Source organism: Tessaracoccus oleiagri (assembly GCF_900103275.1).
GTDB lineage: Bacteria > Actinomycetota > Actinomycetes > Propionibacteriales > Propionibacteriaceae > Arachnia > Arachnia oleiagri.
This window is the reverse complement of sequence record NZ_FNGP01000003.1, coordinates 23289-36127: the sequence shown is the minus strand read 5'-3', so window position 1 is coordinate 36127 and position 12839 is coordinate 23289. Positions and strand designations below refer to the sequence as shown.

Genomic DNA, 12839 nt, shown 5'->3' with positions numbered 1-12839 from the left:
CGCAGGGTGAGCCGTTCGAAGGCCTCGAGGTAGCGGGCGCGGGTCGCTTTCACGATCTCCGGCGGCAGGGGCGGGGGCGGCACGTCGGAATTCTTGTCCCAGCCGGACTCCTTGGCGAGCCAGTCGCGGACGAACTGCTTGTCGAAGCTCGGGAGCGACTCCCCCGGCTGCCACAGCTTGGCGTCCCAGAAGCGCGACGAGTCCGGGGTGAGGACCTCGTCGGCGAGGACGAGCTCGGACTGGCCAGGGCGGCGGCCGAACTCGAACTTCGTGTCGGCGAGGATGATGCCGCGCTGCGCGGCCATGGTGGCGGCGCGCGTGTAGATGTCGAGGGTGGCGTCGCGGAGCTGCTCGGCGAGGTCGGCGCCGTGGAGGGCGACGATGGTCGCGAAGTCCACGTTCTCGTCATGCTCGCCCAGCTTCGCCTTGATGGCGGGGGTGAAGATCGGCTCGGGCAGCTGGTCGCCGTCGCGGAGGCCGTCCGGGAGCGGGATGCCGCAGACGGTGCCCGAGGTCTGGTACTCGGCCCAGCCGGAACCGGTGAGGTAGCCGCGTGCCACGCACTCGACCTCGATCATCTCCAGCGCCTCGACGACGACGGCCCTCCCCCGCACGAGTTCGGGCACGTCGGTGGAGACGATGTGGTTCGGCACGTCGTCGAACTGCTCGAACCACCACGAGCTCAGCTGGGTGAGGATCGCCCCCTTGTCGGGGATCAGGGTGGGGAGCACGTAGTCGAAGGCCGAGATGTTGTCCGTGGCCACCATCAGGATGCGCGGCTCGTCGTCGAACTCGATGTCGTACAGCTCCCGCACCTTGCCTGCGTGGCGGAGGGGAAGTCCGAGGTCTTGGTACTGGCTCACCCCGCCATCGTAAGCGGTAACCTGCGGTCGTGGACTTCCGTGACCTGCCCGACGGACGCCTACGCGTCACCGCCCAGCAACGCGACCATGCCGCAGCCATCCTCCGCGAGGCGGTCGTAGACGGGCGCCTCACCGTCGAGGAGCTGAACGCCCGCCTCCCCACCGCGCTCAATGCCTTCACCCGCGAGGACCTCTACCGCATCCTCGACGACCTCGTCCCGGCCGCGGAACTCCCCGCCGTGGTGGCCGAGCAGGTGGCCCTCGGCGACGGGCCGGGAATGAGCTGGGAGAACCCCCTGCTCATCCGGTCGAGCTGGGCGGGCCACAAGCTCGAGGGCGCGTGGGAGCTGCCGCCGTTCCTCGAGGTGCTCGGCACGGGCTGGGGCACGGTCAAGCTCGACTGCACCCATGCCCGCCCGCTCGCGAAGGTGATCGACGTGGTGATCACCGGAAACCCGTCGGTGACGATCGTCGTACCCGACGGCTGGGGCGTCGACGTGCAGCAGCTCAACATCTCCGGCGCCTCGGGCTCGATCAACTCGATGGTCCCCACCCGGCCGATCGGCCCCAACCCCCGCATCATCCTGCGCGGCAGCACCACTATGACGGTGAAGGTGCGCAACCCCAGCAAGTGGGACCGGCGCGCCATCACCGCGGGCTGAGGAACCGACGCACCTGCGGCACCAGGTCGTCGATCGTCTCCCACGTGTAGCGGAGGACCGTCCAGCCTGCCAGCACGAGCAGGTTCTGGCGCGCACGATCGTCGTGGAACGTCTGCTTGCGGGAGTGGATCTCGAAGCCGTCCAGTTCGATCGCGAGCTTGAAGTGCGGAAGGGCGACATCCACATACATGATGCGTTCTCCGATCCGGAGCTTGTGGTTCGTCACCCACCCAGCGATGCGCGCCTTGTTCAGGCGCACATGGGCCTCGCGCTCGAGCGGCGACCAGGGCTCGTTCCTCGACTCCCGCAGCAGGCGTCGGATGGACTTGTTGCCGGGCTGACGAGGGGTGGCGTCCAGCGCTTCGTTCATCTGCTGCAGAGTCGCCGCTCGGCGCCGGAGGGCCTCGTCGATCGCGATTCCGCCAAGGACGCGGGCGGTCTGGATGGCTGACAGCGCGGGTACGGCGACTTTGGCCTCCTCCATGACGTGCATCAGGTCCTTGGGCACCGGGGCTTGGGAGACGTTGAGCCACGGCACCGGTGCCTTCCGCTGACCGCCGCAGAGGTCGATCTGCTCGGGTTCCAGTTCCGGCCACCACAACAGCTTCGCGGCCGCCGCGCCGCAGATCACGAGATTGGGCGCCCACAGCCGGGCGCTCGCCAGCCGAAGATCCCAACAGTCCTCCGCTTCCGCAAGGGCCAGGACGCCGGGCAGGGGTGACCAGAGTTCACCGCGTCGTCGGCGGTAGTAGAGCGAGGCGGCCTGATGAGGAAAGTCGCGGACGGCGACGAGCGGGGAATCAGCGAAGGGATCCATGCCCCACTCAGGTCACGAACGGCGCTCCGCGTCCGCAATCCACAGCCCGATTACAGAAAACTCATTTGCTAGGCGATCTCGACGCTCAGCCCAAGCGTCGAGATCGCCTAGCAAATGAGTTTTCTGTAAACCCCGGCTCAGTCCCGGGTGCGATCGATGGTGTCGGGGGTACCGATCCAGGCCACGGCGCCGAAGATGAGGATCAGGCCGCTGATCAGGAAGGCGATGCCGTAGTTGGTGAGGTCCACGACCAGGCCCATGGCCATGGGGCCGACGATGGAGCCGATGTCGGTGATCATCTGTGTGGAGGCGATGACCTTGCCGGCCGGGCGCTCGTGCCCGACCACGTCCGCGACCACCGCCTGCGCGGCGGGGTTGAACATGCCCGTGCCGATGCCCGCGAGGAGGCAGAGGAGGAAGACCGCGACGTACCCGGTGGCGAAGCCGAGCACAGCCGTGAACACGCCCGCCACGATCGCGCCGAGCACGATCATGGGCTTGCGGCCGCCGCGGTCGGCGAACCGGGAGCTGAACGGCAGCGCCAGCGCGTTGCCCACCGCGAACACCGCCATCGCCGCGCCCGCGACCCACGCCTCGCGCGACACCGCGAACGCGACGAACAGCGGCACGAGCGAAACGCGGACCCCGAAGTTGGTCCAGCCGTGGGCGAGGAGCCCAGGCAGGTTTGCGACGTAGGCGCGGTCCCGGAACGCCTCGCGCAGACCCATCGGAGCGATGGCGCTGTGTTTGCCGCCCTTGCCCGGGCTGAACGACGGCATCCACACCGCCATCACGACGGCCGCGACCAGGAGCGAGAACGCGTAGAAGAGGAACGGCACCCGGTAGCCGAAGCCGGCGAGTACGCCGCCGAGCACCGGGCCGACCATGTTGCCGATCAGGAACATCGCCCCGTAGAGCGCCGAGATCCGCCCCCGCATGTGGCGCGGGGAGATCTTGATCAGCAGCCCCATCGCCGCCACCGTGAACATCACGGAGCCGACCCCGCCCAGCGAGCGGAAGACCAGCAGCTGCCAGTAGTTCTCGGCGAAGGCGGTGAGCGCGGTGGAGGCGCCCACGACGAGCACGCCGGTGATGTAGATGTTCTTCTCCCCCAGCCGGGAGACGAGGGACCCCGCCGGGGTCGCCCACAGCAGCCGGAAGACGGCGAAGGCGCTCACCACCACGGTGGTCGCGGTGATCTCGGCATCGGGGAACACGTCCGCGGCCATGTCCTGCGCGAACAGCGGCAGCACGGGCGCGATCAGGCCGTAGCCCATGGCGATGACGAAGGCCGCCGAGATGAGTACCCATACGGTTGGCGGCAGCTTGTCAGTCACTCGGCCCATTGTGGCACCAACCCCGCGGGAACTCATCAAGTGGTCGATAGCATCGACCACATGCCCGAACGTCCGTTGCCCCCGCGCTGGCTCCGCACCGATTCCCTGGTGGCGCTCGCCTTGGCTGCGGTGGGTTCTGCGATGGTGCTGCTGGCCGCGGCCGCTGGGGTGCCGTTCTACGAGACGCACCCCGGCTTGCAGGTGCTCGGCACGTTCCTCGTCGCCGCGCCCTTGGCGGTCCGCCGTCGCTTCCCGCTGGTCGCCGCGACGGTCCAGGCCGCGGTCTACATCGTCGTGCCGTACACGCTCGGGATGGACCTTTACACGTCGCAGGTGATGCTCTTCCTGGGCTTCTACAGCATCGGTGCATGGTCGGCGCGCCGCGGCCGGGCCCTGATCGTGCGCACCACGATCGCGGTCGTCATGGCCGTGTGGCTGGTGGCGAGCATGTTCGGCGGGCTGAACATCCCCGGCTACACGCCGCCGTCGATGTCCGCCACCCAGTTGCTCGCCCTGTTCGCGATCAGCGGCAGCATCAACGTCGCCTACTTCGCGGGCGCCTGGGTGTTCGGCGACCGCGCGTGGCAGCAGTGGGTCGAGCGCACCGAGCTTGAGCGGGCGCAGGCCGACATCGCGGTCCTCCAGCAGGAGCTCGTGGAGTCGGCGGTGGAGGGCGAGCGGATGCGGATCGCGCGGGAGTTGCACGACGTCGTCGCGCACCATGTCACGGCGATGTCGGTGCAGGCAGCGGCCGCGCGTCGGCTCCTCGGGCGCGACCAAGACCGCGCGGAGGAGTCGCTGAGGCAGGTGGAGGCGAGCGCCCGGTCGGCCGTGCAGGACCTCCGCACGATGGTCCTGACGCTCCGCGCCACCGACTCCGACAGCGAATCGCTCCCCACCCTCGCGGACCTGGACGACCTCGTGGCCGCCGCCGAACGCAACGGCCAGAACGTCACCTACGAGCGCATCGGCGACCTGCCCGACCTCACCCCCGCCGCCGAACTCACCCTCTACCGGGTGGCCCAGGAAGGGCTCACCAACGCCAGCAAGCACGCGGGGCCGACGGCGCGCGTCGCCCTCCGGCTGCGGGCGGCGGAGGGGGCGGTCGAGCTGGAGGTGTCCGACGACGGCCGCGCGACCACCAGCCTCGTCCCCGGCACGGGCACCGGCTTGAAGGGCATGCGGGAGCGGGTGACCGCGGTGGGCGGCCGGCTCGAAGCGGGACCCAAGCCGCGGGGCGGGTTCATGGTGCGGGCCTCAGTCCCCGCCGGGGAGGCGGCATGACTCGGGTGCTGCTGGTGGACGACCAGGCCCTCATCCGCACCGGGTTCTCCACGATCCTGGAGACGGAGCCGGGCATCGAGGTCGTGGGACAGGCGGCCAACGGCGACGAAGGTGTGCGGCTCGCGCTGGAGCTGGAGCCGGACGTCGTGTGCATGGACGTGCAGATGCCCGTCATGGACGGGATCGAGGCGACGCGTCGGCTCACCGCGGCCGGGAGCGCGGCGTCGGTGCTGATCCTGACGACGTTCGACCGCGACGACTTCCTCTTCGAGACGCTGCGCGCGGGCGCGTCGGGGTTCCTGCTGAAGACCGCGGAGGCGGAGGAGCTCATCGAGGCGGTCCAGGTGCTCGGCCGCGGCGACGCGCTGCTCGCCCCGCAGGTGACGCGACGGGTCATCTCCCGCTTCGCCGCCGCGCGGCCCGAGCCGGCCCCGACCGCCCAGGCCGACCCGCTCACCGAGCGCGAGCGCGAAACCCTGCTGTGGCTGGCGCGGGGGCTGAGCAACGCGGAGATCGCGGTGGAGATGTACGTGAGCGCGGAGACGGTGAAGTCGCACGTCTCCAGCATCCTCATGAAGCTCGGGCTGCGGGACCGCATCAACGCGGTGATCTGGGCCTACGAGCAGGGGCTGGTCTCCCCCGGCGGGCACTGATCCCCCGCACGGGGGAGGCGCGGAAATCCCCCTCCGGCGGGAGGCGCCGACCGGTGTCCGGTTCGTAGGCTCGTGCCATGATCAGCGTGCGCAATGTCCACCGATTCTTCGGTGACAAACACGTCCTGAAGGACGTCAGCTTCGACATCAGACCAGGCCTCATGACGGGCTTCGTCGGCGGCAACGGCGCCGGCAAGACCACCACGATGCGCATCATCCTCGGGGTGCTCGCGGCCAACGAGGGCAAGGTGCTCGTCGACGGTCACCCGATCTCGAAGGACTACCGCGCCAACATCGGCTACATGCCCGAGGAGCGCGGCCTCTATCCGAAGATGAAGGTCATCGACCAGCTCGTCTACCTCGGGCAGTTGCACGGCATGACCGCGGCCGACGCGCGGCAGCGCAGCCTCGAGCTGCTGGAGCGGTTGGGGCTCGTCGGGAAGCCGACGGACACGCTGGAGTCGCTGTCGCTCGGCAACCAGCAGCGCGCGCAGATCGCCGCCGCCCTCGTCCACCGCCCCGCCGCGCTGATCCTCGACGAGCCGTTCTCGGGCCTGGACCCGACCGCCGTCGACGCCACCGTCGCCGTCCTGCGCGACGTGGCGGCCACCGGCGCGCCCGTGCTGTTCTCGTCGCACCAGCTCGACCTCGTCGAGCGGCTCTGCGACGAGCTCGTCATCATCTCCGACGGCGTGATCCGCGCCAACGGCACCCGCGACGCGCTGCTGGCCGCCGGGAACACCGGCGAGTGGGAGCTCGTCTCCTCGGCCGACGCCGGCTGGGTCCGCGGCGTGGCCGGCATCCAGGTGCGGGACTTCGACGGCGGGTACGTCCGCTTCGCCTCCCCAACCGAGCGCGAGGCCAACGACATCCTCGCGGGCGCCCTGTCCCGCGGCACCGTCAAGAGCTTCGGTCCGGTGCAGCGCTCGCTGCACGAGATCTACAAGGAGGTCACCCAGTGAGCACCGCCAACCGTCCCAAGATCAACCCGCGCCCGTCGTTCTCGAGCTCGGTCGGTATCGTCGCGCAGCGCGAGATCCGCGCGCGGATCCTGTCGAAGTCGTTCCTCATCTCCACCATCATCACGCTGCTGGTGATCCTGCTTGTCATGGTGCTGATGCCGCGCATGGAGGACTTGTTCGGCGGCAACCCGGACACGGTCGCCGTCGTCGGCGAGGCCGAGCAGGTCGTCGCCGCGCTCGGGGGCGACGAGGAACTCACCGTGCTGCCCGACGATGCCGCCGCCCGCGAGGCGGTGCTCGCCGAGGAGGTGGACGTCGCCGTCGTGCCCGACGCCACGAACCCCGTCGGGGTCAAGATCTACACGCTCGACGACCTGCCGACGGAGTGGCTGCAGAAGCTGTCGGTGGCCCCGTCGCTGGAGATCCTCGACACCGAGGCCGCCGACCCGGGCGTGCTCTACGTGATCGCGCTGGGCTTCGGGATCGTGTGGATGATGTCGGCGATCACGTTCGGCATGAGCATCGCCAACTCTGTGGTCGAGGAGAAGCAGACCCGCATCGTCGAGATCCTGTTGGCGACGGTGTCGGCGCGGTCGCTGCTAACGGGCAAGATCGTCGGCAACTCGCTCGCGGCGCTGGTGCAGATCGGGTTGATCGTCGCGACGGTGTTCCTCGGCATGGCCATCAACGGCGACCAGCTCCCGACCATGAACCTCACCGCGCCCATCCTGTGGTTCGTGGCGCTGTTCCTGGTCGGCTTCGTGATGATCGCGTCGCTGTACGCGGCGGCCGCGGCGCTGGTGTCGCGGCCCGAGGACCTGGCGAACGTGCAGCAGCCGATCATGTGGCTGGTGATGCTGCCGTACTTCGCGATCATCTTCGCGTTCAACAACCCGCTCGCGCTGCAGGTGATGAGCTACATCCCGTTCTCCGCGCCGGTCGCGGTGCCGCTGCGGGTGTTCACCGGGGAGCAGGCGTGGTGGGAGCCGGTGCTGTCGCTCGGGATCCTGTTCGCGACCACGCTGGTGATCATATGGTTCGCCGCCCGCGTCTACGAGAACGCGCTGCTGCGCACCGGCAAGCCGGTGAAGTGGCGCGAGGCGCTCAACTCGACCACCTAGATGGTTGAGCCGCCCGTCCCCCTAGATGGTTGAGCAGCCCCGCGAGCGACAGCGAGCCGGGGCGCGGTCGAAACCATCGATCGCTACAGCACGTGGCCGGGTCGGTAGGCGGCAGCCTCCGGCTCGGCCGCGACGATCTCCCCCACCTTCGCGACGAGCGCGTCGACCTGCGCCTCCGCCGTCCCCGCCAGCTCGAGCGGCGCCGACACCAGGCCGCCCAGCTCGTCGCGGCTGAGCTGGAGCCGCTCGTCGGCGGCGAGGCGGTCGAGCAGGTCGTTGGTCTGCAGCCCCTGGCGCATCTCCAGCGCGACGGCGACGGCGTGCTCCTTGATCGCCTCGTGCGCGGTCTCGCGGCCGACGCCCTTGCGGACGGCCGCCATCAGCACCTTGGTGGTGGTGAGGAACGGGAGGTAGCGCTGGAGTTCGGCCTCGATGACGGCCGGGAAGGCGCCGAAGTCCTGCAGGACCGTGAGGAAGGTCTCGAACAGCCCGTCGAGCGCGTAGAACGCGTCGGGCAGCGCGATGCGGCGCACGACGGAGCAGGACACGTCGCCCTCGTTCCACTGGTCTCCGGCGAGTTCGCCGACCATCGACACGTAGCCACGGACCACGACCGCGAGCCCGTTGACGCGCTCGCAGGAGCGGGTGTTCATCTTGTGGGGCATGGCCGACGAGCCGACCTGGCCCTCCTTGAACCCCTCCGTCACGAGCTCGTGTCCGGCCATGAGGCGGATGGTGGTGGCGACGTTGCTCGGCGCGGCCGCGACCTGCGCCAGCGCGGTGACCACGTCGTAGTCGAGGCTGCGGGGGTAGACCTGGCCCGTGGAGGTGAGGACGGCGGCGAAGCCGAGGTCGTCGGCGACGCGCTGCTCCAGCTGGGCGAGCTTGCCGGCGTCGCCGCCGACGAGGTCGAGCATGTCCTGGGCGGTGCCGACCGGGCCCTTGATGCCGCGCGCCGGGTAGCGGGCGATCAGCTCGTCGATGCGGCTGAGCGCGATGAGCAACTCGTCCGCGGCGGTGGCGAACCGCTTGCCGAGGGTGGTGATCTGGGCGGCGACGTTGTGCGAGCGGCCCGTGAGGGCGGTGGAGCGGTACTCGGCGGCGAGCCGGGTGAGCTGCGCGAGCGTCGCGATCACGCGGGTGCGGATGACGCCCAGTGACTCGAGCACCTGGAGCTGTTCGATGTTCTCCGTGAGGTCGCGCGAGGTCATGCCCTTGTGGACGTGCTCGTGACCGGCGAGGGCGTTGAACTCCTCGATCCGCGCCTTCACGTCGTGGCGGGTGACGCGCTCGCGGTCGGCGATGGAGGCGAGGTCGACGTCGTGGAGGCACTCCTCGTAGTCGCTGATCACCGCGTCGGGGTCGGCGCCGCCGAAGTCGACGCCGAGGTCGCGCTGGGTGCGCAGGACGGTGAGCCACAGCTTCCGCTCGGCGATCACCTTCGCCTCCGGCGCCCAGATGGCGCGCATCTGCTCGGAGGCGTAACGGTTGGCCAGCACATTGGGGACGCTCATGGGGTCATGTTATCGCCGCCCGCTGGTTTCGACCGTCGCTCGCTTCGCTCGCTGGCTCAACCAACTGGGAGAGCGAAGCTACCGATGTTTCGAGATCTCGCTGGCTCAACCAGCCAGTCGACCGACCAGCTTGGGCTTGCCCTCCTTGTCGACCACCGCGAACTTCTCCCCGTCGACGACGAAGCCCACCTTCCCGGGCAGCAGGATCGGCTTGGTGAACTGCACCTGCACGCGGTAGCGCTCCGGCAGCGACCCGCCGAAGGCGGCGAGCGCCCGGGCGTGGGTCCACATGCCGTGGATGATCGGCCGGGGGAAGCCGAAGATCCGCGCGGTCAGCGGGTGGAGGTGGATGGGGTTCCAGTCGCCGGAGACCTTCGCGTACTGCCGGCCCAGGTCCGCCGGGAGCCGCCACAACTGCGACTGCTCCCCGGACGGCATCTCCAGCCGCTCGGCCTCGGGGGCCTGCCCTGGCAGCTTGGCCTTGGTCGACAGGTAGTTGCTGGTCCCCTCCCAGACGAGTTCCTCGCCGACATGGACGGTCCCCTGCAGGTCGAACGTCACGCCCCGCTTGTGGGGTTGGACGTTCTCCGCCACGACGGTGAGCCGCAGCCGCTCGTCGGCGCGGACGGGCCGGTGCAACGTCATGTCGTTGGACACGTGCACGAGGCCGGCGAGCGAGAACGGGAAGTCGGGCTGGCCCATGAGCCACATCTGGAGCGGGAAGGTCTGCACGTGCAGCCAGGTGGCGGGGACGTCGTCGCGCACCGTGAAGCCGCACGCGCGCGCGTACTCGGCGGCGCGGGCGAAGTCCTGCCGGTGGTCCATCACCATGACGCTGCGGTCGGGGAGGCCGGCGGACACGTCGGGCCGCTTCATCGCCGTGCGGAAGCCCTTGAGCATGAGCTGGCGCGCGTCGGGCAACGTCTGCAGCACCTTCACGTCGCGGCCCATCAGGCACCCACCAGGTTCTGGCCGCAGACGCGGATGACCTGCCCGTCGACGCCGCCGGAGGCGGGCCCGCACAGGTAGGCGAGGGTCTCAGCCACGTCGACGGGGTCGCCGCCCTGGTTGAGCGAGTTGCTGCGCCGGAAGATCTCGCGCTGCACGAACGGGATGGCGGTGGTCAGCGCGGTCTCGATGAAGCCGGGCGCGACGGCGTTGGCGGTGATGGGCCGGTCCGCGAGCTGGCGGCTCAGCTCCCACGTGTAGCCCATGACGCCGGCCTTGGAGGCGGCGTAGTTGGCCTGCCCCTTGTTGCCGGCCCAGCCAGAGGTGGAGGCGATGCCGACGATGCGGGCCTCCTCCCCGAACCCACCGGGCACGTCATGCGACAGCAGGTAGTCGTTGATGCGCATCTCGGCGGCGAGGTTGACTTCGATCACCTGCGCCCACTTCGCCTCGTCGAGGTTGGCGAGCATCTTGTCGCGCGTGATGCCGGCGTTGTTGACCAGCGCCCAGATCCGCGCGTCGTTGCCGTGCGTGTGGGCGACGTGGGCGGCGATCCGCTCCCCCGCGTCGGCGACGGTGATGTCCAGCTGCAGCGCGGAGCCGCCGACCTCGTTGGCGACCTTCGCGAGCGAGTCGCCCGACTGCGGCACGTCGACGGCCACCACCTTGGCCCCGTCGCGGGCGAACGTGCGGGCGATCGCCGCGCCGATGCCGCGGGCGGCGCCGGTGACGACGACGATCCGCCCCTCGAACGGCTTGTCGCTGAGCTCGTGGGCGACCTTCGCCTTCCCCACCCGCCATGTCTGCCCGCTGACGAACGCGGACCGGCCCTCGAGCAGGAAGCTGAGCGTTGACGCGAGGTCCTCAGCGCTCACGCCCTCGCGCAGGAAGACGAGGTTCGACGTCGCGCCCCCACGGAGCTCCTTGCCGACGGTGCGGTTGATGCCGTCGATCGCCTGCGCCACGGCGCGCGCCTCGAGCCCCTCGACCGCGCTGGCGTCCTTCGCGAGGATGATCACGCGGCCGGACCCCTCGAGCCCGCGCATGACGGGACGCAGCACCTGGCGGATGCCCTCGAGGTCGGTGAGCTTGCGCAGGCCCGTGGCGTCGACGACGATCGCGCCGGGCTTGGCCGCGTAGGGACGGGGCACGTCGCGGCCCTTGTCGTCCTTGGTCCGGTTCTCGGCGACGTCGACGATCGGCTCCCCGGGGGTGATGCCGAGCAGGCCGAGCGTGACGCGGGCGACCCCGTCGCTGCCGGGCAGCTCGCCCAGCAGCACCGGACCCGTCGGCATGACGCGGCCGCGGCGCAGCTTCGGCGGGTCGGTGAGCCCGGCCTTGCGGGCGAGGGTCTTGCCGACCGGGGAGTTGTACATGCTTTCGAGGATGTTCATCACATCGCCTCCAGGATCATGACGGCGCCCTGCCCACCGGCGGCGCAGATGGAGATGAGGCCCTTCTTGCCGGGGCCGCGCTGGCCGAGTCGCTTGGCGAGGCTGGCGACGATGCGCCCGCCGGTGGCTGCGAAGGGGTGGCCGGCGGCCAAGGAGGAGCCGTCGACGTTGAGCTTGGAACGGTCGACGGTGCCGGTGCCGTTCTGCTCGAGCGCCTTGAGCGTGGCGAGGACGGTGCTGGCGAACGCCTCGTGGAACTCGAACAGCTCGAAGTCGTCGAGCGTGAGCTGGTTGCGCTCCAGCAGTTCGGGGATGGCGCGGGCGGGCGCGAGGAGGAGGTCCTCGTTGCCGGTGACGTAGTCGGTGGCGGCGACCTGCGCGTCGACCACCTTCGCCAGCACCGGCCAGTTGCGCTCCCGGGCGACGGACTCCTCCGCGACGAGCACCACCGCGGCGCCGTCGGTGAGGGCGGTGGAGTTGCCGGCGGTCATCGTCGCGCCCTCGCGGCCGAACACGGTCTTGAGGGAGGCGAGCTTCTCGAGGGTGGTGTCGGGGCGGAGGACGGTGTCGCGGGCGACGCCGCGGTAGCCGGTGACGAGGTCGTCGAAGAAGCCCTCGTCCCAGGCGCGGGCGAGGTTCTGGTGGCTGTCGTAGGACAGCTGGTCCTGGTCCTCGCGGCTGATCTCCCAGCGCTTGGTCGTGAGTGCCTGCGACTCCCCCATGCTGAGCCCTGTGCGGGGTTCGACGACGGCAGGCGGGACGGGCATGAGGTCGGCGGGCCGGACGGCGGCGAACGCCTTCAGCCGCTCGGGGAGGCTGCGGGCCCGGTTGGCCTTGAGCATCGCGCGGCGCAGGCCCTCGGTGACGACGACGGGGGCGTCGGACGCGCTGTCGGTGCCGCCCGCGATGGCGACCTTCGCCTGCCCGAGCCGGATCTTGTTGCTCGTGTAGATGACGGCCTCGAGGCCGGTGGCGCAGGCCTGCTGGAGGTCGCACGCGGGTGAGTTCGGGGAAAGCGCGGAGCCGAGCACGGCCTCGCGGGTGAGGTTGAAGTCGCGGGTGTGCTTGAGCACGGCGCCGGCGACCACCTCGTCGACCTTCGCGCCCGCGAGCCCGAAGCGGGCGACGAGCCCGTCGATCGCGGCGGTGAGGAGGTCCTGGGCGGAGGCGTCGGCGAACTTGGTGCCGGCCTTGGCGAAGGGGGTGCGGTTGCCTCCCACTACGACGGCGGTGTGGGTCATTGGTGGTTCCTCCCGGGAGAAAAAGTTATCGAAACTCAAGGTA

The 12839-nt window shown here is 70.0% G+C and carries 11 protein-coding genes and 1 pseudogene; 5 read left to right on the top strand and 7 right to left on the bottom strand.

The window, feature by feature from the left end:
* Positions 1–5 precede the first annotated feature (5 nt).
* A pseudogene (locus BLR46_RS08110) lies at positions 6–863 on the bottom strand (phosphoribosylaminoimidazolesuccinocarboxamide synthase); the annotation flags it as partial.
* Between the two features lie 29 nt (positions 864–892).
* On the opposite strand from BLR46_RS08110, the gene BLR46_RS08105 reads away from it, so the two are divergent.
* Entirely contained in the window at positions 893–1525 is a 633-nt protein-coding gene (locus tag BLR46_RS08105; protein WP_093250906.1) for a DUF1707 SHOCT-like domain-containing protein, read from the top strand.
* On the opposite strand, the gene BLR46_RS08100 is transcribed toward BLR46_RS08105, so the two are convergent.
* Positions 1512–2342: an endonuclease domain-containing protein gene (locus BLR46_RS08100; RefSeq protein ID WP_093250892.1), complete on the bottom strand. Its 831-nt coding sequence runs from the start codon at positions 2340–2342 to the stop codon at positions 1512–1514. The genes BLR46_RS08105 and BLR46_RS08100 overlap by 14 nt on opposite strands.
* 137 nt (positions 2343–2479) lie before the next feature.
* Positions 2480–3679, bottom strand: coding sequence for an MFS transporter (locus tag BLR46_RS08095; protein ID WP_218118402.1), 1200 nt, complete (start codon positions 3677–3679; stop codon positions 2480–2482).
* Positions 3680–3739: 60 nt separating this feature from the next.
* On the opposite strand from BLR46_RS08095, the gene BLR46_RS08090 reads away from it, so the two are divergent.
* From BLR46_RS08090 to BLR46_RS08075, 4 genes are all read left to right on the top strand, one after another.
* On the top strand, positions 3740–4963 hold the full coding sequence (locus tag BLR46_RS08090) for a sensor histidine kinase (RefSeq protein ID WP_143008250.1): 1224 nt from the start codon (positions 3740–3742) through the stop codon (positions 4961–4963).
* On the top strand, positions 4960–5616 hold the full coding sequence (locus tag BLR46_RS08085; RefSeq protein WP_093250887.1) for a response regulator: 657 nt from the start codon (positions 4960–4962) through the stop codon (positions 5614–5616). The genes BLR46_RS08090 and BLR46_RS08085 overlap by 4 nt, the downstream gene beginning before the upstream one ends.
* Positions 5617–5693: 77 nt before the next feature.
* Positions 5694–6578 (top strand): ABC transporter ATP-binding protein, encoded by an 885-nt coding sequence (locus tag BLR46_RS08080; RefSeq protein ID WP_093250884.1) that lies wholly within the window; start codon positions 5694–5696, stop codon positions 6576–6578.
* Positions 6575–7699, top strand: a complete 1125-nt coding sequence (locus BLR46_RS08075; protein WP_245701601.1) for an ABC transporter permease — start codon at positions 6575–6577, stop codon at positions 7697–7699. Before BLR46_RS08080 ends, BLR46_RS08075 begins: the two co-directional genes overlap by 4 nt.
* Before the next feature lie 83 nt (positions 7700–7782).
* Here BLR46_RS08075 and purB read toward each other — a convergent pair whose 3' ends face one another.
* The 4 genes from purB to BLR46_RS08055 all read right to left on the bottom strand — a co-directional run bounded on the left by purB (position 7783) and on the right by BLR46_RS08055 (position 12796).
* Complete coding sequence (gene purB, locus BLR46_RS08070; RefSeq protein ID WP_093250882.1) at positions 7783–9213, bottom strand: adenylosuccinate lyase; 1431 nt, start codon at positions 9211–9213, stop codon at positions 7783–7785.
* Between the two features lie 105 nt (positions 9214–9318).
* The gene (locus BLR46_RS08065) at positions 9319–10164 is read right to left on the bottom strand and encodes a MaoC/PaaZ C-terminal domain-containing protein (protein ID WP_093250879.1); all 846 of its coding nucleotides are present in this window, start codon (positions 10162–10164) and stop codon (positions 9319–9321) included.
* The gene (locus BLR46_RS08060; RefSeq protein WP_093250877.1) at positions 10164–11555 is read right to left on the bottom strand and encodes a 3-oxoacyl-ACP reductase; all 1392 of its coding nucleotides are present in this window, start codon (positions 11553–11555) and stop codon (positions 10164–10166) included. The genes BLR46_RS08065 and BLR46_RS08060 overlap by 1 nt, the downstream gene beginning before the upstream one ends.
* Entirely contained in the window at positions 11555–12796 is a 1242-nt protein-coding gene (locus BLR46_RS08055) for an acetyl-CoA C-acetyltransferase (RefSeq protein WP_093250876.1), read from the bottom strand. Before BLR46_RS08055 ends, BLR46_RS08060 begins: the two co-directional genes overlap by 1 nt.
* Positions 12797–12839 lie beyond the last annotated feature (43 nt).

Bases quoted from the DNA above. Each gene is read 5' to 3' on its own strand.
- BLR46_RS08100 (WP_093250892.1), bottom strand. From the start codon at position 2,342: ATGGATCCCTTCGCTGATTCCCCGCTCGTCGCCGTCCGCGACTTTCCT.
- BLR46_RS08090 (WP_143008250.1), top strand. From the start codon at position 3,740: ATGCCCGAACGTCCGTTGCCCCCGCGCTGGCTCCGCACCGATTCCCTG.
- BLR46_RS08085 (WP_093250887.1), top strand. From the start codon at position 4,960: ATGACTCGGGTGCTGCTGGTGGACGACCAGGCCCTCATCCGCACCGGG.
- BLR46_RS08080 (WP_093250884.1), top strand. From the start codon at position 5,694: ATGATCAGCGTGCGCAATGTCCACCGATTCTTCGGTGACAAACACGTC.
- purB (WP_093250882.1), bottom strand. From the start codon at position 9,213: ATGAGCGTCCCCAATGTGCTGGCCAACCGTTACGCCTCCGAGCAGATG.
- BLR46_RS08065 (WP_093250879.1), bottom strand. From the start codon at position 10,164: ATGGGCCGCGACGTGAAGGTGCTGCAGACGTTGCCCGACGCGCGCCAG.
- BLR46_RS08060 (WP_093250877.1), bottom strand. From the start codon at position 11,555: ATGAACATCCTCGAAAGCATGTACAACTCCCCGGTCGGCAAGACCCTC.
- BLR46_RS08055 (WP_093250876.1), bottom strand. From the start codon at position 12,796: ATGACCCACACCGCCGTCGTAGTGGGAGGCAACCGCACCCCCTTCGCC.